General features: G+C 54.4%; 19 protein-coding genes and 1 tRNA gene. 9 read left to right on the top strand and 11 right to left on the bottom strand.

The window, feature by feature from the left end; genetic code table 11:
* Complete coding sequence (locus tag MT343_RS15825) at positions 1-3,138, top strand: multidrug efflux RND transporter permease subunit (protein ID WP_145466436.1); 3,138 nt, start codon at positions 1-3, stop codon at positions 3,136-3,138.
* Between the two features lie 151 nt (positions 3,139-3,289).
* Here MT343_RS15825 and MT343_RS15820 read toward each other — a convergent pair.
* The 3 genes from MT343_RS15820 to MT343_RS15810 all read right to left on the bottom strand — a co-directional run bounded on the left by MT343_RS15820 (position 3,290) and on the right by MT343_RS15810 (position 5,529).
* Positions 3,290-3,366: transfer RNA gene (locus MT343_RS15820), tRNA-Ile, on the bottom strand.
* 233 nt (positions 3,367-3,599) lie between these two features.
* Positions 3,600-4,523 carry an AEC family transporter gene (locus tag MT343_RS15815; protein ID WP_145466435.1) on the bottom strand — a complete coding sequence of 308 codons (924 nt, stop codon included), beginning with the start codon at positions 4,521-4,523 and terminating at the stop codon, positions 3,600-3,602.
* A 130-nt stretch (positions 4,524-4,653) separates the two neighbouring features.
* On the bottom strand, positions 4,654-5,529 hold the full coding sequence (locus MT343_RS15810; protein ID WP_145466434.1) for a LysR family transcriptional regulator: 876 nt from the start codon (positions 5,527-5,529) through the stop codon (positions 4,654-4,656).
* Between the two features lie 88 nt (positions 5,530-5,617).
* Here MT343_RS15810 and MT343_RS15805 point away from each other — a divergent pair, with 88 nt between their 5' ends.
* Entirely contained in the window at positions 5,618-6,061 is a 444-nt protein-coding gene (locus tag MT343_RS15805; RefSeq protein WP_145466433.1) for a multidrug/biocide efflux PACE transporter, read from the top strand.
* Between the two features lie 83 nt (positions 6,062-6,144).
* Here the strand turns inward: MT343_RS15805 and rpoD are convergent, their stop codons facing one another.
* The 4 genes from rpoD to rpsU form a co-directional block, all read right to left on the bottom strand.
* Positions 6,145-7,977 carry an RNA polymerase sigma factor RpoD gene (gene rpoD, locus MT343_RS15800; protein WP_145466432.1) on the bottom strand — a complete coding sequence of 611 codons (1,833 nt, stop codon included), beginning with the start codon at positions 7,975-7,977 and terminating at the stop codon, positions 6,145-6,147.
* 411 nt (positions 7,978-8,388) lie between these two features.
* Entirely contained in the window at positions 8,389-10,242 is a 1,854-nt protein-coding gene (dnaG, locus tag MT343_RS15795; protein ID WP_145466431.1) for a DNA primase, read from the bottom strand.
* Between the two features lie 103 nt (positions 10,243-10,345).
* Positions 10,346-10,792, bottom strand: a complete 447-nt coding sequence (locus tag MT343_RS15790; RefSeq protein ID WP_145466430.1) for a GatB/YqeY domain-containing protein — start codon at positions 10,790-10,792, stop codon at positions 10,346-10,348.
* 30 nt (positions 10,793-10,822) lie between these two features.
* Complete coding sequence (gene rpsU, locus MT343_RS15785) at positions 10,823-11,038, bottom strand: 30S ribosomal protein S21 (protein ID WP_145466429.1); 216 nt, start codon at positions 11,036-11,038, stop codon at positions 10,823-10,825.
* A gap of 295 nt (positions 11,039-11,333) precedes the next feature.
* Here rpsU and tsaD point away from each other — a divergent pair, with 295 nt between their 5' ends.
* Genes tsaD through folK form a run of 3 tightly spaced genes read left to right on the top strand, consistent with a single transcriptional unit; the run spans position 11,334 to position 13,271 of the window.
* Positions 11,334-12,407 (top strand): tRNA (adenosine(37)-N6)-threonylcarbamoyltransferase complex transferase subunit TsaD, encoded by a 1,074-nt coding sequence (gene tsaD / locus MT343_RS15780; RefSeq protein WP_145466428.1) that lies wholly within the window; start codon positions 11,334-11,336, stop codon positions 12,405-12,407.
* A complete protein-coding gene (folB, locus tag MT343_RS15775) occupies positions 12,400-12,771 on the top strand; it encodes a dihydroneopterin aldolase (protein WP_145466427.1) in 372 nt (123 codons plus the stop codon). Before tsaD ends, folB begins: the two co-directional genes overlap by 8 nt.
* Positions 12,771-13,271, top strand: a complete 501-nt coding sequence (gene folK / locus MT343_RS15770) for a 2-amino-4-hydroxy-6-hydroxymethyldihydropteridine diphosphokinase (protein ID WP_145466426.1) — start codon at positions 12,771-12,773, stop codon at positions 13,269-13,271. The genes folB and folK overlap by 1 nt, the downstream gene beginning before the upstream one ends.
* Before the next feature lie 20 nt (positions 13,272-13,291).
* Here the strand turns inward: folK and MT343_RS15765 are convergent, their stop codons facing one another.
* Together MT343_RS15765 and traF are read right to left on the bottom strand one after the other, a co-directional pair.
* A complete protein-coding gene (locus tag MT343_RS15765) occupies positions 13,292-14,530 on the bottom strand; it encodes a multifunctional CCA addition/repair protein (RefSeq protein WP_145466425.1) in 1,239 nt (412 codons plus the stop codon).
* 108 nt (positions 14,531-14,638) lie between these two features.
* On the bottom strand, positions 14,639-16,297 hold the full coding sequence (traF, locus tag MT343_RS15760) for a conjugal transfer protein TraF (protein ID WP_186435767.1): 1,659 nt from the start codon (positions 16,295-16,297) through the stop codon (positions 14,639-14,641).
* Between the two features lie 449 nt (positions 16,298-16,746).
* Between traF and MT343_RS15755 the strand changes: the two genes are divergently transcribed.
* The 4 genes from MT343_RS15755 to MT343_RS15740 all read left to right on the top strand — a co-directional run bounded on the left by MT343_RS15755 (position 16,747) and on the right by MT343_RS15740 (position 20,573).
* Positions 16,747-17,661: a DMT family transporter gene (locus MT343_RS15755; RefSeq protein ID WP_145466423.1), complete on the top strand. Its 915-nt coding sequence runs from the start codon at positions 16,747-16,749 to the stop codon at positions 17,659-17,661.
* A 118-nt stretch (positions 17,662-17,779) separates the two neighbouring features.
* A complete protein-coding gene (locus tag MT343_RS15750; protein WP_145466422.1) occupies positions 17,780-18,385 on the top strand; it encodes an LPP20 family lipoprotein in 606 nt (201 codons plus the stop codon).
* Between the two features lie 24 nt (positions 18,386-18,409).
* Positions 18,410-19,609, top strand: a complete 1,200-nt coding sequence (locus MT343_RS15745) for a flagellar assembly protein FlgT (RefSeq protein ID WP_145466421.1) — start codon at positions 18,410-18,412, stop codon at positions 19,607-19,609.
* A gap of 100 nt (positions 19,610-19,709) precedes the next feature.
* The gene (locus tag MT343_RS15740) at positions 19,710-20,573 is read left to right on the top strand and encodes a DMT family transporter (RefSeq protein WP_145466420.1); all 864 of its coding nucleotides are present in this window, start codon (positions 19,710-19,712) and stop codon (positions 20,571-20,573) included.
* A 51-nt stretch (positions 20,574-20,624) separates the two neighbouring features.
* On the opposite strand, the gene MT343_RS15735 is transcribed toward MT343_RS15740, so the two are convergent.
* Both MT343_RS15735 and MT343_RS15730 read right to left on the bottom strand, forming a co-directional pair.
* Positions 20,625-22,139 (bottom strand): SpoVR family protein, encoded by a 1,515-nt coding sequence (locus MT343_RS15735; RefSeq protein WP_145466419.1) that lies wholly within the window; start codon positions 22,137-22,139, stop codon positions 20,625-20,627.
* A complete protein-coding gene (locus MT343_RS15730) occupies positions 22,136-23,416 on the bottom strand; it encodes a YeaH/YhbH family protein (protein ID WP_145466418.1) in 1,281 nt (426 codons plus the stop codon). The genes MT343_RS15735 and MT343_RS15730 overlap by 4 nt, the downstream gene beginning before the upstream one ends.
* Between the last annotated feature and the right edge of the window lie 26 nt (positions 23,417-23,442).

Below are 23,442 nucleotides of genomic sequence, written 5' to 3'. Positions count from 1 at the left end.
ATGTCCCGGTTTTTTATTAATCGTCCGGTGTTTGCCTGGGTAATCGCCTTATTCATCATCCTGATTGGCGTAATCGCAATCCCGCAATTACCGGTCTCCCGCTATCCCCCGGTGGCGCCGGTGTCGGTCAGTATTTATGCCTCTTATCCGGGGGCTACACCGCAGACGCTCAACGACTCGGTAGTAAGCCTGATCGAGCGCGAGCTGTCGGGGGTAAAGAATCTGCTGTACTTCGAGTCATCCACCGATGCTTCAGGCAGTGCACAGATCACGGCAACGTTTAAACCCGGTACCGACGCCGAACTGGCGCAGGTTGATGTGCAGAACCGCATCAAAGCTGTCGAGCCGCGACTGCCGCAAGCGGTGCGACAGAGTGGGCTGCAGGTCGAGTCGGCGTCTTCGGGCTTTCTGATGATGGTCGGCCTGACATCGCCCAGCGGCCAGTTCGATGAAGTCGCATTAAACGACTACATGGCGCGCAATATCGTCGAAGAGTTGCGCCGCATCGATGGCGTGGGGCGGGTACAGCTGTTCGGTGCCGAACAGGCCATGCGCGTCTGGGTCGACCCGGATAAGCTCAGCACCTATGGCCTGACCATGAACGAACTGGCTTCGGCCATTGAGCAGCAGAATGTGCAGATCGCTCCCGGACGCATTGGCGACGAACCCGCACTGCCGGGCCAGCGCCTGACCGTACCGCTGACCGTGCAGGGACAACTGACGGCCCCGGAGCAGTTCGCGGCTATTGTTCTGCGTGCCGGAAGCGATGGCTCAGCACTGCTGCTCGGTGACGTAGCACGGGTCGAGCTGGGGGCGCAGTCTTACGGGTTTTCTAACCGCGAAAATGGCGTGGTGGCGACCAGTGCGGCTATTCAGTTATCGCCAGGTGCCAATGCCGTGCGTACCGCTGCAGCCGTGCGCGAACGTCTGGCTGAGCTGGCGCCGGGCATGCCGGCGGGCATGGCTTATTCGGTACCGTTCGATACTGCGCCTTTCGTCAAAGTGTCCATCGAAAAGGTGATCTATACCCTGTTCGAGGCCATGGTGCTGGTGTTTCTGGTGATGTTCCTGTTCCTGCAGAACCTGCGCTATACGCTGATTCCGGCCATCGTCGCGCCCATTGCGCTGCTCGGCACCTTCGCCGTGATGTTGCTGGCCGGGTTCTCGATCAACTCGCTGACCATGTTCGGTATGGTGCTGGCCATCGGCATCATTGTTGACGACGCCATCGTGGTGGTGGAGAACGTCGAGCGGCTGATGGCCACTCAGGGGCTGTCACCGAAAGAGGCGACCATGCGGGCAATGAATGAAATCACCGGGGCAATCATCGGCATTACGCTGGTACTCACCGCTGTATTTATTCCCATGGCCTTCGGCAGCGGTTCGGTCGGTGTAATTTACCAGCAGTTCACCCTGTCGATGGCGGTGTCGATCCTGTTCTCGGCCTTCCTTGCTCTGAGCCTGACACCAGCGTTATGCGCCACGCTATTGCGTCCGGTGAGCCCCGGCCACCATGAAAAACGCGGTTTCTTCGGTGCCTTTAACCGGGGATTCGGGCGTCTTACCGCAGGCTATGGTGCGCAGGTGGCGCGTCTGGTCGGGCGCAGCGGACGGATGATGGCGGCGTTTGCTGTGCTCTGTATGGTGTTGATTCTTGCCGCTCAGCAATTGCCCTCATCCTTTCTGCCGGATGAAGATCAGGGCTACTTTATGACCTCTATTCAGCTGCCCACCGGCGCTACCAGCGAACGTACGCTGGAGGTGGTGAAGGCCTATGAGGCACACGTCGCTTCACGTCCGGCGCTCGATGCCAACATGGTGGTGCTTGGTTTCAGCTTTGCCGGTTCCGGCCCCAATGCCGCGATGGCGTTCACCATGCTCAAAGACTGGGATCAGCGAGATGGTGCTAGTGCAGCGGAAGAAGCTGAACTGGCGCAGCAGGCTATGGCCGGTAACGTCGAAGGTACGGTGATGAGCCTGATGCCACCGGCCATCGATGAGCTGGGTACCTCTTCCGGTTTCAGTCTGTTCCTGCAGGATCGGGCTAACCGTGGCGAGGCTGCCTTGCTGGCGGCGCAGGCACAGCTGCTGGAGCTGGCTGCACAGAGCGGGATCGTCAGTGACGTTTATCCGGATGGTCTGCCGCCCGGTGAAAGTATTCATCTTGCAATTGACCGGCAGAAAGCCGCGGCCATGGGTTTGTCTTTTATTGACGTGAGCAACACGCTGTCGGCGGCGATGGGCTCGCTGTACGTTAATGATTTCCCCAATGCCGGCCGTATGCAGCAGGTCATCCTGCAGGCTGATGCCCCGGCTCGTATGCAGCTGGACGATGTACTTGATCTGCGCGTGCGCAATACCAGTGGCGGTATGGTGGCGCTGCGCGAGGTGGTAACGCCGGTGTGGAGCGAATCGGCGCAACAGTTGCTGCGCTTCCAGGGCTTTCCGGCAATGCGTATTTCCGGAGGTGCAGCGCCCGGTGTATCCAGCGGTGCTGCGATGGCCGAAATGGAACGTCTGGTGGCGCAGCTGCCAAAAGGCTATGCCGCAGCCTGGACGGGGGCGTCATTACAGGAACGCCAGTCGGCGGCGCAGGCTCCGCTGCTGATGCTGTTGTCGGCGCTGGTGGTTTTTCTGGTACTGGCGGCGCTGTACGAAAGCTGGTCGATTCCGTTGTCGGTGATGCTGGTGGTGCCGCTCGGCCTGCTGGGTGCAGTGGCCGCGGTGATGCTGCGTGGTATGCCCAACGACGTGTTCTTTAAGGTTGGCATGATCACCATCATCGGCCTGTCGGCGAAGAATGCCATCCTGATCGTCGAATTCGCCCGTCAGTTGCATGCAGAGGGAACATCGCTGATCGAATCAGCGGTGACCGCCGCGCGCCTGCGCCTGCGTCCGATTCTGATGACCTCGCTGGCCTTTACCCTCGGTGTGCTGCCGCTGATGCTCGCCTCCGGCGCCAGTGCCGAAACCCAGCACGCCATCGGCACCGGAGTATTCGGTGGCATGCTCAGTGGCACTGTGCTGGCGGTGTTCTTTGTACCGGCTTTCTTTGTCTTTGTTATTGGCACACAGGAACGCTTCAGCGCTTGGCGCACGCAACGCAACCAACGTGCGCAGACAGGGCAAAGCCTGTGATTTGTCGGTTGCTGATCCGGCCACTGTTCAGGAATAAGTCTGGGATTTTCTGATCAGAGGCCTGCTCAGGTTATCTGGAAATGTGCTCATCAGGAGCATCACCGCACAACAGGGTGTATTTATTTTAAGTTTTTGATTTTAAAGGGAAAAATGGTGGGCCTTCCCGGGCTCGAACCGGGGACCTGGCGATTATGAGTCGCATGCTCTAACCAACTGAGCTAAAGGCCCTTGTGCGCTATCCGCTGCTTGTCTGCAGCAAATCCGGCAGTGGCTGCAGTCCTGCAGCTTTGAAAAGAGGCTGCATTATAAGCAGCTCTCAGTGTGAGTGCCACCTCTTTGATTTGCATAAGAAAAGTGTCGGGTGAGGCCACTGATTGCCGGCTTTGGCCGGGCTGTTGTATTGATTGTTGTATAGATTGCTGTGCCGGCGGTTGTGTTGGTTGCTGTAGCCGCCGTCTGGCTTACAGCCAGATCAGCAGTGCGGATAACGTCAGTACTGACCCCAGGGTGCTGAGCAGAATGGTGCGTGACACCACCGCGGCATCCTGCTGATAAAACTCGGCCAGCATATAGGGGCCGGTGCCCGTCGGCAGGGCGCTGAGCAGTACCGCGGCACTGGCCCACAGCGGCGGCAGGGCAAACACGTAGGTGGCGAGCAGCCAGGTCAAAAGCGGGTGGGCAATAAGCTTAATGCCCACCAGTGTGCCGGCGCCGCGGGTATTGCCGGGTTGTTTATGGGCGAGAAAAGCACCGAGTGAGATTAAGGCACAGGGCACAGTGGCGTCGCCGAGTAAGGTCAGCAGAGCACCGGCCACCGCCGGTACATCCAGATTCAGCAGGTTCCAGGCGATACCAATCAGTGGCGAAATCACCAGCGGGTTTTTCAGCAGGGCGATTCCTACTTTGAGCATTGCCTGACCGATTCCCCGGCCTTTCTGCAGGCTGACTTCGACACAGATAACGGCGATGGCAAACAACAGGCTGACCACCACCAGAGTGGCAATCAGGGCCGGTGCCAGGCCGTTGTCGCCGAGCACAAACAGGCATAGTGGAATACCAACGTAACCGGTGTTGGCATAGGAAGCGCCCAGTGCCTCCAGACTAGCGGCAGACAGCGGCGCACCTCGCCGGGAGCGCCACAGCAGCGTGAGTACAAAAGTGGCGAGGGTGGCGAGGGTAAAGGTGAGCACAAAGCCGCTGTGCCAGATATCGGCCAGCTGAGCTTTGGCGGTGAGGTTAAACAGCAGCGCCGGCAGGCACAGCCAGACCACCAGACGGTTCAGTTCGGAAGCGGCACTTTCGCCCAGACGGTGAGTTTTGCGCAGAATAAAACCGAGCAGGATCAGGCCAAAAATAGGCGTCAGGGTATTGAGAATAAAAGACATTTTAGTGCTACGGCATTGAGTACGCTGTCAGCATAGTGGGGTGGCTACGACGTCACAATCTGGATTTAGTCGTAGTCGTGCTGCACAGACTTGTTGTGCTGGGTTTATGTAGAGAATGCTTTGTTGAGGTTCAGGTTTTCCGCTGCGGAGCGCGACGAACCTGCAGTTGTTCCAGTAACCATTGCCCGGCAGGGCCAAGTGCGGTGCGGCGTGACCAGGCAACATCGATTTCCACGCCGCGCGGATAACCGCTGACAGACAGTTCCTGCAGCTGTTTGCCAAAGCGCTGCACCAGTGCTCTGGGCAACTCTGCCCAACCGAAACCGCGTTCGGCAAATTCCATTAAGGTCAGATAATCGGGAGCCGACCAGACCTGTCCATGGCTTGGCTGGCTGCCGGGAGCATAGGTACGGATCAGCAGCTGACGTTCATTTTCCAGATCCTGCCGGCGCGGGTTACGCAGCTGGGCCAGCGGATGGTCGCGGTGCACATACAGGCTGAACTGTGCATTATCCGGCAGGCGGGCGGTGGCGACGTCGGCCGGGTACTGACTTTGCGCGGCGAGGATACCCATATGCACCTGGCCCTTCTGAATCATATCGATGACATCGGCGCCTTCCGCCGGGCCACAGCGCAGCTCTGTGTGCGGAAAGCGTTCGGCAAAACTGGCCATCACTTCGCCATGAAAGACGACGCTGTAGATATCGGTCATCACCAGTGACAGCAAGGGTTCAATATTGGCCGCCAGTCGCTGGGCCAGGGCATCGAGTTGTTCGCTGGCGGCGAGAATGGCTTCCACCTGCACCAGCACCTGGCGACCGGCTTCGTTCAGTTGCGGCTGACGGCCGCTGCGGTCGAACAGTGGGCAGCCAATATCCGTTTCCAGATTGGCAATGGCGATGCTGATGGTCGACTGGCTCTTGCCCAGACGCCGTGCGGCGGCGGAAAAGGAGCCGCTGGCGGCCGCTTCAACAAAGGCTTTCAGAGATTCCGGAGAGTAGCGCATGTATTGATAAAACCGATGGAAGCTATGTTTTAAGTATCTGTTTTATGAAAGATCATAGCAATCCACTTTATTTGCCAGACGACAGACCATGAAGACCATCCTGAACAAAGAACGAATTATTCACGCCACCGGTTTCGAGCTGATTGCCATTCTGCTGTTTACCCCATTAATGGCCTGGGCACTGAATGCTGAGGTCGCTACGACCGGTGCTCTGACGGTAATGATGTCGTTGCTGGCGATGCTGTGGAACATGGTTTACAACGGCCTGATTGACCGTTACTGGCCAACCGACCGGCAACAGTGGCGTTTCCGCGTGCGTTTGCTGCACGGCTTTGCGTTTGAAGCCGGATTGGTGGTGCTGTGTCTGCCACTGGCGGCCTGGATGCTGGATCTGACACTGTGGCAGGCATTTTTTGTGGAGCTGGCATTCTTCGTCTTTATTCTGCCTTACACCGTGCTCTATAACTGGGTATTTGATAAGGCGTGGGGACGCTGGCAAAGCAAAACAAAGCCGGCAGCTGCCGTTGTTTGATGTTGGCCATTGTTTGATGTTCGGCTGGCTAATAAAAGAACATAAAAAAACCCGCACGTGGCGGGTTTTTTTATGCGCGACGATTACTCGTCGATAAAGCTGCGCAGGTGATCGGAGCGTGAAGGGTGACGCAGTTTGCGCAGAGCCTTGGCTTCGATCTGACGGATACGCTCACGGGTTACGTCGAACTGTTTGCCGACTTCTTCCAGCGTGTGGTCGGTATTCATATCGATACCGAAGCGCATACGCAGTACTTTGGCTTCTCTTGCGGTCAGACCGGCCAGCACAGAGCGGGTGGCTTCGGTCAGGCCGTCAGAGGTAGCAACATCGAGAGGAGACTCGGAGTGAGTATCTTCGATGAAGTCGCCCAGATGTGAATCTTCATCGTCCCCGATCGGGGTTTCCATGGAGATTGGTTCTTTGGCGATCTTCAGTACTTTGCGGATTTTGTCTTCCGGCATTTCCATGCGCTCAGCCAGTTCTTCCGGCGTTGGCTCACGACCCATCTCCTGCAGCATCTGACGGGAGATGCGGTTCAGTTTGTTGATGGTTTCGATCATGTGCACCGGAATACGGATGGTGCGCGCCTGGTCAGCGATAGAGCGGGTAATCGCCTGACGAATCCACCAGGTTGCGTAGGTGGAGAATTTATAACCACGACGGTATTCGAATTTATCTACCGCTTTCATCAGACCGATGTTGCCTTCCTGAATCAGATCGAGGAACTGCAGACCACGGTTGGTGTATTTTTTAGCGATGGAAATAACCAGACGCAGGTTAGCCTCAACCATTTCTTTCTTGGCGCGACGGGCGCGGGCTTCACCGATGGATACGCGACGGTTAACTTCTTTAATTTCCGGAATGCTCAGACCAACGCGTTCTTCAACGGCGCGGATTTTCTTCTGCGAACGGAAAATTTCCAGACGGTAGGTGTCGAGTTTTTTCGAGTAGCTGTGACCGGCAGCGATCAGGCCATCGATCCATTCGTTGCTGACTTCGTTACCCTGAAATTCTTTGATGAAGTCTTTACGGTCCATGCCGCACTTACGGGTCATCATCACCATGATCTGACGTTCCTGGGTACGGATCAGATCCAGCGCATCGCGTGCACTGTTAACCAGTGAGTCGAAGTATTTTGGCGTCAGTTTAATGGGTGCGAACAGCTCGGCCAGTTTGGCGAGGGCTTCTTCGGTTTTCTTGTGTGCACGACCATTTTTGGCCAGGGATTTTTCCATGGCGTCATGGGCTGCACGGATTTCATCGAAACGACGGGTAACTTCGGCCATGTCGATGCCGCTGTCTTCGCTGTCATCGGTGCTGTCGTCGTCATCGGTGCTGTCATCGTCGGCTTCTTCTGCGGCAGCAGCGGCTTCCGGACCGGCTTGTGGGCCTGGCTCAGGATCAACATCGGACGGATCGATAAAGCCGGAGAAAATATCGCCAACGCGGTTCGGATCTTCTTCCGCTTCTCTGAATGCGTTCAGAATGGTTTCCGCAGCGCCCGGATAGTAAGCCAGGGCGGACATCACTTCGCGGATACCTTCTTCGATACGCTTGGCGATCACGATTTCGCCTTCGCGGGTCAGCAGTTCCACAGTACCCATTTCGCGCATATACATACGCACAGGGTCGGTGGTGCGGCCAACGTCGGATTCAACCAGAGCCAGGGCAGCGGCCGCTTCTTCTGCTGCGGCGTCATCGGCGGCATCAGACATAAACAGTGAGTCACCATCGGGCGCAACTTCAGATACCGGAATACCGATATCGTTGATCATGCGGATGATGTCTTCGACCTGATCCGGATTGGCAATATCGTCCGGCAGGTGGTCGTTTACCTGGGCATAAGTCAGGTAACCCTGCTCTTTGCCTTTGGCGATAAGTTCTTTAAGACGGGATTGTTGCGTGTTCGCTGACATAGAAGCCCTGTGTTCCGTTTTTTAAGGCGGAAGAAAAACGCCGAAGTATAACTTTTAACCGATCTTTAGGCCATAGGCACGACGTTAGGTTCCGCTGTTTTTGCGGATGCCGGTGCCTGTAACCGCAGGGTTCGGTTGCTTGCTTCACTATCTTCAGCAAGGTCAGTTAACGTGGGAAATCGGCCTGGCGAAAATATGCCCGGATGTGCCGATGCTGGCCTCTTGGCTCTGTCACGTTGGTTGCTGCGCTGCTGCAGTCGTTTATTGAATCCGGCAGCATTATAAAGCGGCTGTTGTCCGGATTCAGAAGTTCTTTGTATATAAGGGCTGTTGGTTAAATCTCAAGCCCCTGCGGCCGTTTTCTTTGCTGTCTTGCGGCCACTTTGTCTGTTTTTTGTTCAGTGTCTGTTTTCAGTGCCGGGCGTAAATGCGCGCACGCTTTTTGTTAATGCTGTGCAGTTGCTGGTGCAGTTCGCGTTTACGGGCTTTTTCTTCGTCGCTGAGTTTCTCGCCGCGTTCAAATTTGCTGGTCAGAGTGCGCAGTTCGGCGCTGAGTTTACGCGCGCTCATCTGTTTCAGCACCACGGCGATATCGGCCGCGGTCGGTTTCATCTGGCTGTTGGGGTTGTCGGCCAGTTGCTGCAGTTCTGCCTGATAGGGCGAACCGATCCACTGAATAAGCAAACCAACACTGCTTTGTTGCGGTGCCTGTTTCAGCTTGCGCAGCACTTCAATCAGCAGGCGTTCGTACTCACTCTCCGGCTCGGTGTCGGGGAGTTCGAGTTCGGCTGAAAGTGATGGCTGCTTGACCAGCGCGGTCAGCGCTTTATGCACCAGTGGCGCCAGGGTATCGGCACTGTGATCCTGATGCGGCGGCTGCGGTTCGTGCCGCTCATCATCCAGATAAGAAGGCAGCTGCTCTTCGTATTGTGCCTGTTCCGCCACGGCGGCTGTTGCTGGTGGTGATGACTCAAGGCGGTCGAGGGCGACACTGTCGGCGCCCAGTTCGTCACGCAGTTTATTGCGCATCAGGCTGCGCAACATGCCTTTCGGCAGTTTATTAATTAACGGGGCGGCCAGCTGATCAAGGCGTGCTTTGCCATCCAGAGTGTCGAAGTCGACCTGTTCTTTCAGGTGGTCGAACAGAAATTCTGGCAGATGCACGGCCTGATTCAGGCGCTGTTCAAAGGCATCTTTGCCTTCCTGACGAACCAGTGTGTCCGGGTCTTCGCCATCGGGCAGAAACAGAAAGCGTGCCTGTACGCCGTCTTCCAGTACCGGTAATACGGTTTCCATCGCCCGCGCTGCGGCGGTGCGTCCGGCCTGATCGCCGTCAAAGCAGAAAATGACTTCCGGCACGACTTTAAATAAGCGTCGCAGGTGGTGCTCGCTGGTGGCGGTGCCAAGGGTGGCCACGGCGTAATGAATGCCGAATTCGGCCAGCGCGACCACATCCATATAGCCTTCGACGATGACAATACGGGTCAGCTTCTGGCGGATTTTCCGTGCTTCGTACAGGCCATAAAGTTCGCGGCCTTTCTGGAAGATCGGCGTTTCCGGTGAGTTCAGATATTTGGGTTTTTCGTCACCCAGTACGCGGCCACCGAAGGCGATATAACGGCCACGGGCGTCGCGTATCGGAAACATAATGCGGTCGCGGAAACGGTCGTACGTGCGGCCGTCTTCTTTTTCAATCAGCATACCGCAGCTGATCAGTTGCTTAATCAGCTCGCGTTCGCCATTGGCGGCGAGAAAGTTCTGCAGGTTATCCCAGCCGGGCGGGGCGTAGCCGATGCCGAAGAATTTGGCTGCCTTGCCGGATAAACCACGGTTTTTTAAATAATCGACAGCTTTGCCGCGCTGTTCATGGCTGCGCAGCATTTTTTCAAAATAGTCACCGGCTTTCTGCATCAGGTCGAACAGTGGCTGGTGTTGTTGTTCCTGGCGGGCTTCGAAGCTGACCTGTTCTTTTGGTACTTCCATGCCGGCCTGGGTGGCCAGTTTTTCCACCGCATCGGGAAAACTCAGACCATCGAATTCCATCACGAATTTGAGCGCGCTGCCGGAAGCGCCGCAGCCAAAGCAGTAATAAAACTGTTTGTCCGGGCTGACGGTAAACGACGGTGACTTTTCGTTATGGAAAGGGCAACAGGCGGAGTAGTTTTTGCCGGTCTTTTTCAGTTTGACACGACTGTCCACCACATCGATTACATCGACGCGGGCGAGCAGATCATCAATAAAAGACTGGGGTATGCGGCCTGCCATAAATGCGGTGCCTGTTGCTGAGCGTATATTTGATTAAGCCGTATAAACGACAAAAGCGCTACACACCGGGATGGGTAGCGCTTCTATTGCCTGCAGAGCAGAATCAGCCCAGTTGAGACTTCACCAGTTGACTGATCTGTGCCATATCGGCACGACCTTGCACTTGTGGTTTCAGGATGCCCATGACTTTGCCCATGTCCTGCATTGAAGCAGCACCGGACTGTGCAATCGCATCAGCCACCAGTTTGGCCAACTCTTCTTCGCTCAAGGCTTCCGGCAGAAATTCGCTCAGTACATCAATTTCGTACTGCTCGACCGCTGCCAGGTCGTCGCGTCCGGCGGCAGAATACTGCGCGATGGAGTCACGACGTTGTTTGGTCATTTTGTCGAGAATAGCCAGAGCACGCTCGTCGTCGATTTCAATTCGCTCATCGACTTCTACGCGTTTGAATTCTGCCTGCGCTAAACGCAGAGCATTCAGCCGCTCTTTTTCTTTGGCGCGCATTGCCGCTTTAACAGCGTCTTTAATGGTAGCAACCAGAGTACTCATGCGGTCTCCTTCCTTCCCGTAACCCGGCTCTTAGTAGAGGCGGGTCATTTTGCGCTGTTCGCGCTGCACTTTCTTCAAGTGACGCTTAACAGCGGCAGCCGCTTTGCGCTTACGGATCCAGGTTGGCTTCTCGTAGTGCTCACGACGACGTACTTCAGACAGTACGCCTGCTTTTTCGCAAGAACGCTTGAAGCGACGCAGTGCGACGTCAAACGGTTCGTTTTCTTTAACTTTTACAGCTGGCATCCAATCACCTACGTTTTAAATCAGTCTGTTTATGGGGAAACCACAGGCCCCAGTTAGAGGGCGGGCATTCTAAATCCTTTGTCCGTGGATTGCAAAGAGTAGTTTGCAGATTGACCCCGGGCAACCGGCAGCCCGCGTATTTGCTGGGTTCTGGCCGATGAGTAGCGGAGATTATCCTGTCTTTCCTGCGCGCCCGGCGGGGCATCCCGGCCGATCGGGGAATTGCGGCTGGCGCAGGCTGGGGTGCGGCAGTATCATGCGCCCCTTCGTTAGATCGTGTGAGAAGAGATTATTTATGCGGGTTTTAGGTCTGGAAACATCCTGTGATGAAACCGGCATCGCCCTGTATGACAGCAAGCAGGGTTTGCTGGCGCACCGGGTTTACTCTCAGATTGCACTGCATGCCGAATATGGCGGCGTGGTGCCGGAACTGGCTTCCCGTGACCATGTGCGCAAAGCATTACCGCTGATCCGTGAAGTGATGGATGAAGCCGGCCTGACACTGAAAGATCTGGATGGTGTGGCCTACACCTCAGGCCCGGGTCTGGTTGGTGCTTTGCTGGTTGGTGCCTGTCTGGGCCGCAGCCTGGCCTGGGCACTCGATCTGCCGGCGATTGGTGTTCACCATATGGAAGGCCACCTGCTGGCACCCATGCTGGAAGATAATCCGCCACCATTCCCTTTTATTGCGTTGCTGGTTTCAGGTGGGCATACCCAGCTGGTGCAGGTCGATGGTATTGGTCGTTACAGCCTGCTGGGCGAATCCCTTGACGATGCGGCTGGTGAAGCTTTCGATAAAGCCGCAAAAATGATGGGGTTGCCGTATCCCGGCGGTCCGGCGCTGAGTGCTCTGGCTGCTCAGGGCGATGATAAACGCTTTAAATTCCCGCGCCCGATGACCGATCGTCCTGGTCTGGATTTCAGCTTCAGTGGCTTAAAAACCCGGGTACGTACCACCATTCTTGAATGTGCCGTCGATGGTGTATTGGCGGATCAGGATAAAGCAGATATTTCTGCCTGTTTTCAGGCGGCGGTGGTCGATACGCTGGCGATTAAATGCAAACGGGCGATGCAGCAAACCGGTATCAATCGACTGATTATTGCCGGCGGTGTCGGTGCTAATAAACGCCTGCGCGAAAAATTACGTACCACCGCAGAAGCTCTGGGCGGCGCGGTATTTTACCCGCGGCCGGAACTCTGTACCGACAATGGCGCCATGATTGCTTATGCCGGAACCCAGCGTTTAGTGGCTGGCGAGCAGTCGGATCTGGCGGTATCGGTGGTGCCGCGCTGGCCGATGACCAGTCTGACGCCGGTTGATTGTGTTGCGCCTGACGCTAACGCAGAAAGTGGTGCTGAACATGGATAAGGTGTTTATCCGCGGTTTAAAAGTCGATGCCGTTATCGGCGTTTACGACTGGGAAAAACAGGTGCGCCAGCCGCTGATTTTCGATCTGGAAATGGCCTGGGATATTCGTCTGGCAGCTGCCACCGACGATTTAATGCACGCGTTAAATTATCAGGCCGTCACCGAATTTATTGAGCGCTTTGTGCGCGAGCAGCATTTCCAGCTGCTGGAGTCATTGCTGGAGCGTCTGGCTGAGGCTCTGCGTAAAGAGTTTGGTATGCCCTGGCTGGGCATTCAGGTAGAAAAACCGGCGGTTGTGCCGCAGGCACGTGCGGTTGGTCTGTATATCGAACGCGGTGACCAGCCGGCAGGAGACAAGCGCTGATGTCGCGGGTGTTCCTTGGTTTAGGTTCCAATATCGATGCTGAGCAGAATCTGGCGGCTGGTATTGCGCGCCTGAGTCAGCAGTATTCATTGCTGCGTGTGTCGCCCTGGTATCGTTCCCCGGCCATGGGTTTCGACGGCCCGGATTTTATTAATCTGGTGGTTGAAATTGAGTGCGCCTGTTCTCTGGCGGAACTTGCGGCCGGTTTAAAACAGCTGGAATTTGATTTTGGCCGCAGCGCGGATGCGGTGAAATATTCATCCCGTGCGCTGGATATCGATATTTTATTGTTTGATGATCTGGCCGGCGAGTTTGCCGGGCTGCAATTGCCGCGCTCTGATATTCAGCAATTTGCTTTTGTTTTACGCCCGCTGCTGGATATTTTTCCTGACGGTGTTGATCCTGCCGACGGAACACCACTGACGCATTACTGGCCGGCATTAACCGACCAGCCGTTGTATCCGGTACGCGCCAGCCAGAATTCTATTGCCCGCGGCTAGACGGGTTTTAACAGCGTTTTTTATTCAGCGCTTAGTTGCTGCTGTGTTTTCCAGTGTTGCAGATGTTTATCCCGCGCTTCGTTCAGTGCGGTTCTTATTGCTGCGCCCTGATGCCCTTGGGCGATCATATCCTGAGCATTAATACTCAGCGCTTCTTTGAGTGCCGCACGCATGTAACCGGCCTGTGGATAAGGCTCATTTTCCAGCCCGGTACGGCCTTTGGCATCCGCCTCGCAGACCAGTAAAAACTGTTCAAAACGCTCACTTTTGCGCCAGGCATCAAGCTGATTAAAGACTTTATTCAGTGTGCTGCCTTTCAGTTCAAACGCACGGTGTACATGGGTATGAAATTCACTGCTGAGCACGGCTAATTCCGCTGCATCCCGCGGTGCTTTCAGGCGCTGATGCAGGGCTTTTAACGGCTTTTTACCGCGCGCTTCGTGGGCAATATGGCGTGGCCATTCTTCTTCTGGTGTCAGTGCTTTACCCAGATCATGACTTAAGGCTGCCCAGCGTACAGCCATGCTGTCGCTGAGTTGTGCTGCGGCTTTTAACGACAGCAGTGCATGAATACCGCAATCAATTTCCGGATGATGTTTTTCCGGTTGCGGAATGCCGAACAGAGCATCAATTTCAGCGAACCATACCTTTAATGCACCGCAGTCGCGCAGTACCTGAAAATACACTTCTGGCTGCTTTTCGCCTAGTGCCCGCTGAGTTTCGTTCCAGACCCGTTCCGCGACCAGATGATCCAGTTCGCCAGCGTTTACCATATTACGCATCAGGGTCATGGTTTCGTCGGCAACACGGAACCCCAGAGGAGCAAAACGGGCGGCAAAACGGGCGACGCGTAACACCCGTAACGGGTCTTCAGCAAACGCCGGCGATACATGGCGCAACAAGCGTTGTTGCAGATCGGACTGGCCATGGTAAGGGTCAATAATATTGCCATGATCGTCCTGCGCCATGGCATTAATGGTCAGGTCGCGGCGCAGTAAATCTTCTTCCAGCGTGATGTCCGGACTGAAGCGGCAATCAAAACCCTGATAACCCTGACCGCTTTTCCGTTCGGTGCGGGCGAGAGCGTATTCTTCGTGGCTTTGCGGATGCAGAAAAACCGGGAAGTCGGCACCGACCTGCTGAAAACCCTGAGCCAGCAACTCGTCCGGTGTGCTGCCGACCACAACCCAGTCACGGTCTTTCAGCGGGAGATTCAGTAACTGGTCGCGTACCGCGCCGCCGACAAGGTAAATCTGCATAACGAATGTTCCATCAATAAAAAAAGCCGTCACAAAACTGTGACGGCTTTTAAGTTTAGCCTTTCAGGCATCAGAGCAGAACCTTTGCCGGGTTCTGCCTGACCGGAATCAGAAGTAGAAACCGGTTTCCAGCGCTACGCCTGCTTCTTTCTCAGGATCGCTTGGGTTTGCCATGGCGGCGATATCCAGATGGATGCCAAATGGTGACAGGCCAAAACCAACGGATACCATGTCTGCATCCGCCACGCTCATATTGGTGCGGTAACCCAGACGCAGCTGCAGTGTGCTGAAAATATCCAGCTCAGCACCGATAGCAGCGTATTGGGTTGGATTTTCGAAGGCGACAGGATCATTTTCTGTCAGGTCGATGTCGGCTGCGATATTGAACCAGTCGCTGTTGTAAGAAACACCGGCGCGGTATTGTGGATCCAGGGCAATGGAGCCACCTTTCAGATAAAGAGGAGTGGCAGGGGTGGCAGGGTTATTGTCGTAATCTCTTACCGGAGAACCTTTTACTTCGGCATCAGCGTAATCAAATTCGCCACCAAGCAGGTTTTTACCCACCAGACCAATCATCCAGTTGCCTTCACTACCAAAACGATAGGATGCACCGATATCCAGGTTAACTTTGCTGTAGTCCTCGCGGGAGTCTTCGATATCGTCTGTTTCGATATCGTCTTCGTTATCCATCTCGGAGGCGTAGTGCAGGGTAGACACTTTCTGCAGTTTTGGTGTGATACCAATGGCAACGTTTTCGCCGTAAATTTCAAATTCGCGGGAGAAAGATAAGGCCAGCTCTGCAACGGCGACAGCAACAACCTGAACCTGAGAGTTAAGGTCGGCATCTTTAGCTTCTGCTGAAAGCTCACCATTGTTAAAAATCCGGATGTCCCCGGCTGCGGTTGTTACGGTATCCGGAGAGGTGTAGTTGGCAACCTGATCGACGCTGTTGGTAATCGCTGTAATCTGAGAGGCATTGGGCATAGCACCATTTTCTACGTTTTGGGCAATCGTATTGATCTGGTCACTGATGTTCTCATTGAGCGCTGTCTGTACGTAGCCAGATGCTGCCTGTCCGTAAGCGTTGATCAGATTCTGATCTTCCTGGGTAAAGAAGGCCCGGCCAGAAAACGTAACGTCACCACTCAGGCTTAATGCTGCGGCAAAAGACTTGCTTGGAATCGCCAGTGCGGCACCAATGCCAAGGCGGCCGCGTAATGGATCCCCGGAAATGCTGTTGAGTGATTTTGTCAGGTCGGAGGTTACGGTGTTTACTTCCGCAAGACGGTTGTTCACGCTGTTCAGATTTGTGTCAAAACTGTTGGCAGCTGCGCGCAGGTCATCAGCTTTTTGCAGGTTTGTCCGCCCATCGTTTACGCCGATGTTGGCGATTTGTGAGGCCAGAGCATCGGCGGCATTTGCCAGGGCTTCTACGTTGTCGCTGAAGTTGCCAGCCTGACCGTCATCAAACAAATCTTCGAACCGCGGCACGATATCGTCGTTAATATCCTGAGCACTGTCGACCAGCTCTTCTTCATCGGCCAAATTCACCCCGACCTGTGGAAAAATGAGGGCAAAGTCATCGTCCTCAGATGCCTGGGACAGCAGTGATGGGTTGTAGGCCGGAGCATGTGCGCGCTTGGCGCTGGCAACACCGGTGTTACCCATTGCCAGACCGCGTGCATCCATTGGCAGAAAAGGTGCTGCCTGGACTGACTGAATGCCGAGGGTTGCGATGGCGACTGCCAATAGTGAACGTTTGGTCATGGCTGGAATTCCTGAATTATTGTTAAACAGATGATCCTGGTTGGCTGCACATAAAAAATGCATTGCCGGGAATTATTCCCGATCTGTGATTGTCTTAGCAAATTTCACATGCAAGCCTGTTGATTGTCCACCAATGATAGTCATCTTTCGCCACGCTTGCATAACGAATATGGCAAGTCTATCCTGCCGATTGTGCTAGAGCCTGTTTGACTCGTATGAGCAGGCCCTGATTCATTAACAGAATAAGCTGATCTGAATGTTAAACGTCATCTGTCCGAAACAAGCTTCCGCCATTATGGCCGCGCCGCAGCGAATCCGCCGCGCCATGGTTGTGCGTGCCCGTTTCCGACGGTCGTTTTAGTCAGTACATCTGTTCTGCATTAAAAGGCCGCTCCCGCGGCCTTTTTTGTGGGCCGCCGGCGGTGTTCTGCTTCTCCGGGGTCTGTGTTATGCCTGTTATTGTTGCTTATTTATTGGTGGTCTTTATCTGGTCCACCACACCGATCGCCATCCAGTTCAGTCAGGATGGTCTGGATTTTTTTACCGCGCTGACGCTGAGAATGTGGTTCAGCGCTCTGTTATCTTTGCCCATTCTTTTGCTATTACGTCAGCCTTTGCGCCTGAACCGGGCTGCATTAATGAGCTACCTGGCCGGCAGCCTTGGCGTATATGGCGCGATGATGTCGGTGTACTGGGGGTCACTCTATATTCCATCCGGGCTGATTTCTGTGCTCTACGGGCTTAGTCCGATGTTGTCCGGTGCATTAGCCTGGTTCTGGCTGAATGAGCGGGAGCTGACACCGGTTCGGGTACTGGCTTTGCTGTTGGCTTTGCTGGGTCTGGCTTTTGTTGTGGCCGGCCGGCTGGCGCTGGATGCCGGTGCCTGGCGTGGCATTCTCGGTACGCTGGTGTCGGTACTTTGTTTCGCTGCCAGTGCGGTATGGGTAAAGCAGGTGAATGCCGGTCTGCATCCTATGGTTCAGACCAGCGGTACGCTGTGGCTGTCATCCTTTGCTTATATGCTGACTCTGCCATTATTCGGGGTGCATCTGCCGGATGAGTGGCCGTTGGTGAGCCAGCTGGGATTGGGCTATCTGGTGGTGTTCGGTTCGCTGCTTGGGTTCATGTTGTATTACCTGGTGCTGCAGCATCTGCCGGCATCGCGGGTTACCCTGATTACGCTTATCGCACCTGTATTGGCGGTGTTCTGGGGATTCTGGCTTAAGGACGAACGACTCGCCGCCAGTTCGGTATTAGGCGCCGCGTTGTTGCTTGCAGGGCTTGCTTTGTATCAGTGGCATGTCTGGCCTGACCGTAAACTGCGTGGCTTACTGGCTTTCTCCCGGGGGATAAAAAAAGCTTAATTTTTTATTGCTGCGGCCGATAAGTGCATCAAGGGGAATCTCTGTCTGTAAACAATGCTGCTTAGCGTGGCAATGATTCAGAGCAGATTCCTGCGCCTCAGTTGTCCGGGAGATTGTTATGAAGTGGCCTTTTATTGTGGCAGGCACTGCCATTACGTCGTTGATGTTGCAGGGATGTTCCAGCGCCCTGATTGAAGACAGTAATCTGAACGAAGAACCCGAGGCTTATTTTCAGCCGGTAGAGCAGGAAATTGATCCGATTGCGCCGATGGTACTGCGTGTAGTTGGTTATGGCGCTATGGACACGGACAAAAAGAAAAGCGACGTACAGCGCCGCCTGATGGCGATCCGCGCATCGAAGATGGATGCTTACCGCTCGATGGCTGAGCGGGTGTATGGCACCTCGATTCAGGGCAGTACCACGGTGCGCGATATGGTTGTGCTGAATGACCGTTTCCGCAGCTACGTCGAAACCTATATGCACGGTGCGCGGGTAGTGTCATCCGATGTTATGCCGGATGGCAGCGTGGAAACGGTGCTGGAAATGGTGATCGATCAAGGCTTCCGTAACTGTCTGCAGACAGCCGACAGTCAGCGCTTTAATGTTGATTGCCGCGCATCATTGGGCAGCCCTTCCGGCAGCAATAACTTTGCATCCAGCCAGCGCCAGCGTGTGCAGGGCGAAGCCAGTGTTCCGGAAACCGGCTTTTACTTTATTGAGTAACGGCCAGTCTGGCGAGGAGGCTGTATGCGTATCCTGAACATTTTAATGATGACTCTGTGTTCTCTGCCGGTTTCTGCTCTGACGGTGGAAGTAACCGGAGAAGCGCCACTGAGCGGTGCCATTTCCCACGCCCGTGAGCAGGCGCTGCAGGATGCTATGCGTCAGGCCAGTCTGCGTGCCGGTGCTCAGGTCAGCAGTACGCAGCTGATGAGTCAGGGGGTTGTGCAACAGGATGATGTGCAGGTGCGCTCGAATGCACAGCTGAAGAATATTGAAGTGCTGTGGGAAGATCAGGCTGGTGGCTTATATCAGGTCGCGATACGCGCTGATGTTACTCCGCAGGCGATGTGTCCGGCCAGCACTCAGCGTTATCGTAAAGCGGTGGCGGTGGCTGGTTTTGGTCTGGCCCGTCCACAGCAGGCAACGCTTGGGCAGTTGCAGAATATCGAACAGGATCTGCCCCGTGTGCTGGTTAATACGCTGAATAACCGCGGTGCCATTCATGCACTGGATGCGACCCGTACCAGCCTGTATCAGGACCCACGCCGTGCGCCATCAATGGAAACCGCACAGCAGCGTTTAACCACCTCCGTGGCTCTGGCTACCCAGCTGGGGGCACAGTATGTGGTGTCCGGTGTGGTGCGTGATCTTTCGATGATGGGTGAGGCAGGGAACGACAGTCGCCGTGCATCGGGTGCGGACAGCTGGCTGGATTTACTTGGGCTGGAAGATAACAACCGTGACCGGCAGTTTGTAATGGATGTGTTTGTACATGATGGGTTAAGCGGTGCCATGCTATTCCAGCGCAGTTATTCTGCTCATGGTGCCTGGGACCGTCCGGCACGGGAGCGGGTGCCTTTTGCCTCGCCGCATTTCTGGCAGACGCCGTATGGCGCGGAAGTGCGTGAGTTACTCGGTGGCGTGGTGGATGATGTGGATGAAGTTTTGCGCTGCCAGCCGTTTATGGCCCGTATTGTAAAAGCCAAAGGTAACCGCCTGCATATTGAAGCCAGTGCAGGAGCTGGTATTCGTCCGGGTGATAAGTTTCAGGTTTATCGTACCGGTACCTTCTATAACCTCGATCTTGAACCGCGCACCGAGCTCAGCGATATGGCCACTGAAGTGGTAATCAAACAGGTGCAGCCACAGTTTGTGGTCGCGGAGATGAAGCTGACGGCAGAGCATCTGGCGATTCAGCGTGACGATATGGTCATCGCCTGGTAGTCGTTTATAAGAGCGGGGCGAATTGTATTCGCCTTTGCTCTTATTTATACCTGTGTCAGCTGTGTTACCCTGCCGCCTTTCTCCCTGAGCGGAAATCTTCATGCTGACCAATCGTCACCCAGCCTTCCTCGCTGCACTCTGGATGTCGGGTGCGCTGCTCTCTTTTATGCTGATGGCTATATCCGGGCGTGAATTGTCACACTCGCTGACCACTTATCAGATCCTGTTCTTCCGCAGTGTGATTGGCGTGTTGGTTATCTCCATTCTGCTCAGTCGCAGTGGCTGGCAACAGATCCGTACGCAGCGTCTCAAAACTCACTGGCTGAGAAATATTGCCCATTATGCTGGCCAGTACGGCTGGTTTTACGGACTGGCTTTTATTCCACTGGCAGAGGTGATCGCCATTGAATTTACCACGCCGGTCTGGACCGCGTTGCTGGCTTTTTTCCTGTTAAAAGAGCGTCTGACCGGAGCACGCCTGCAGGCGTTGGTATTGGGTATTGCCGGGCTGTTATTAATTCTTCGGCCCGGCGCCGGTGTTCTGCAGCCTGCGGCTTTTGCGGTACTGGGCGGCGCGCTGGGTTATGCCTTTTCTTATATTCAGACCAAGTCCCTGACCCGCACCGATACTCCGCTGTGCATTCTGTTTTATATGACGCTGATGCAGCTGCCGTTCGGACTGGTGCCCTCAGTGCTGAACTGGACAACGCTTGCGGCTGAGACTCTGCCCTGGATTTTACTGGTGGGTATTACTGCAATGAGTGCGCACTTCTGCATGGCACATGCATTCCGGCTGGCGGATGCAACCGTGGTTGTGCCCATGGATTTTCTGCGTTTGCCATTAATTGCTGTGGTGGGCTATCTGTTTTATCAGGAAAGTATTGATCTGTTTGTGCTGGCAGGTGCCGTATTAATGTTCAGCGGCAACCTGCTGAACCTGCGGGCGGAATACCGGCGTAACTGAGGTAAAAATATCTGCCAGTTACGCCGGATGGTGATCGCTTATGCCTCTGGTTTATTCTTCGATAGCTACGGATGGGCAGCTCTGGCGTTTTACCATGCGTTCATCCTTATAGGTTTCCAGATGAATATCAAAACCCCAGAGAAAATGCAGGTGTTTAAGCACTTCGTGAGTGTCGGTCGACAGCGGCGTGCCATTTTGCATGGTATGACGCAGGGTCAGTGAGCGATCACCTTCCAGATCAACCGACCAGATCTGAATATTCGGCTCACGCACCGACAGGTCATACTGGCGGGCCAGCATTTCCCGCAGAGTACGGTAGCCACGCTCATCATGGATGGCTTCAATCAGGTATTTATTTTTCTCGTCATCGTCATAAATGCTGAACAAATGAAAGTCACGCATCATCTTGGGTGACAGAAACTGCTGGATAAAACTCTCATCCTTGAAGTTGTTCATGGCGAAGTGCAGGGTCTCCAGCCAGTCTGAACCGGCAATATCAGGGAACCACTCACGGTCTTCATCCGTCGGATTTTCGCAAATACGTTTAATATCCTGAAACATATTGAAGCCAAGCGCGTAAGGGTTTATGCCACTGAAGTAAGGTGAGTCGAAGCCCGGCTGCAGAACAACGTTGGTATGTGAGGTGAGAAACTCCATCATAAAGCCATCAGTAACCTTGCCCTCATCATAAAGATGATTGAGCAGGGTGTAGTGCCAGAAGGTTGCCCAGCCTTCGTTCATTACCTGGGTCTGACGCTGTGGATAAAAGTACTGAGATATTTTACGTACAATACGGATAATTTCGCGCTGCCAGGGCGCGAGCAGCGGCGCATTTTTTTCCAGAAAATACAGAATGTTCTCCTGCGGCTCGCTGGGGAATTTCCGTTTCTTATTATTCTTCTCTGCTTTCAGTGAAGCTGGCAGTGTCCGCCAGAGGTCATTCACCTGCTGCTGCAGGATATTCTCCCGCTCCTTCTGCCGGGTTTTTTCTTCTGCCGCAGAAATAGGTTTTGGCCGGCGATAACGGTCGACGCCGTAATTCTGCAACGCGTGGCAGGCATCCAGCACCTGTTCAACTTCTTCCTGACCATAGCGCTCTTCGCAATGGCGTACATAATTTTTGGCAAACAGCAGGTAATCGATAATTGAGCTGGCGTCTGTCCAGGTGCGGAATAAATAATTGCCTTTGAAAAAGGAGTTATGGCCGTAGCAAGCATGGGCGATTACCAGTGCCTGCATCGGCATGGTGTTTTCTTCCATCAGGTAAGCAATGCAGGGATCGGAATTAATAACGATTTCATAAGCCAGTCCCATCTGGCCGCGCTTATAACCCTTTTGCGTAGCCAGAAACTGTTTGCCATAAGACCAGTGGTTGTAGCCGATGGGCATACCAACCGATGAGTAAGCATCCATCATCTGCTCGGCGCTGATGATTTCTATCTGATTCGGATAGGTATCCAGCTTATAAAGTTTGGCGATGCGGGCGATTTCGCGGTCGTAAACTTCAAGCAGTTCGAAGGTCCAGTCGGAGTCGGTCGACAGGTATTCTCTGGCCTTTTCGCTCATACAGCCTCCTGGTAACGATCCTTGGCAAACAGCTCGCGGAACACCGGATAAATATCACCGGGATTACGGATCTGAGCCATGGCAAAGCGCGAAGCAAACTGACGGCTAAGGCCGGTATAGGACTCCCAGAGTGCCTGATGCTGATTAGGCGTAATTTCGATATAGGCGAAGTACTGCACCATCGACAGCAGGGAGTCCCCGAGAATTTTGGCGCACAGCGGCGAGTCATCGTCCCAGTTATCACCGTCTGAAGCCTGGGCGGCATAAATATTCCAATCGGTGTTCTGGTAGCGTTCTTCGACAATTTGCTGCATCAGTTTCAGAGCGCTGGACACAATGGTGCCACCGGTTTCGCGCGAGTAGAAAAAATCCTCTTCGCTGACTTCCCGCGCACTGGTGTGGTGGCGGATAAATACCAGTTCAATATGCTCATAGTTTTTCTGCAGGAACAGGTACAGCAGAATATAAAAGCGCTTGGCGATATCTTTAATGTCCTGAGTCATAGAGCCTGATACGTCCATAATGCAGAACATAACGGCCTTACTGCTGGGAGTTGGAACCTTGACCTGACTGCGATAGCGCAGATCGAGATCATCGAGAAACGGAATGGTTTTCAGGCGCCGTTCCAGTTCCGTGATCTGTTCTTTCAGCGCCAGAACTTCGGCAGTATCGCCGGCGTTTTTCGCCAGATGCTCAGCAAGTTCCGCCTGCAGTTCTTTTAATTTCTTGCGTTTGCCTACGCTCATGCCAATGCGCCGGGCATGGGCGTTACGCAGTGAGCGGACAACCGACAGGTTATTGGGCGTACCTTCGGAGACAAAACCGGCACGCCGGGTTTTGAACTCTTTGGACTGGCTCAGCGTTTTTTTGATCATGTTGGGCAGAGCCAGATCATCAAACAGATAATTCAGAAACTCGTCGCGGGTGATATAAAAGGAAAACTCATCTTCCCCTTCGCCCTGATTGCTGGCCTTGCCCGAGCCGCTGCCGCCTCCTCCCTGCTGGGGCTTGTCCAGCTGATCTCCGGCATGAAATTCTTTATTGCCAGGAAATACTCTGTGCTGCTTCCCCCCGGAACCATGGCTGATGCTGGGCTCATGGGTATTACGTGTCGGAATGCTGATCTGTTCGCCGCGCTCCATATCGGTAATGGAACGGCGATTGATGGATTCCGACACGGCTTCTTTTATGTGTTGCCGGTAGCGGCGTAAAAACCGCTCCCGGTTGACCATGCTTTTGTTTTTACCGTTCAGGCGACGGTCAATAATATAAGACATGGTTCACTCCTTATCAGCCGACAGGA

The sequence above is a fragment of the Venatorbacter sp. C2-1 genome, from assembly GCF_022832715.1.
Lineage (GTDB): Bacteria > Pseudomonadota > Gammaproteobacteria > Pseudomonadales > Oceanobacteraceae > Venatoribacter > Venatoribacter alkanivorans.
Note: the sequence above shows the minus strand (reverse complement) of the source record. Positions and strands in the feature narration are given on the sequence as shown.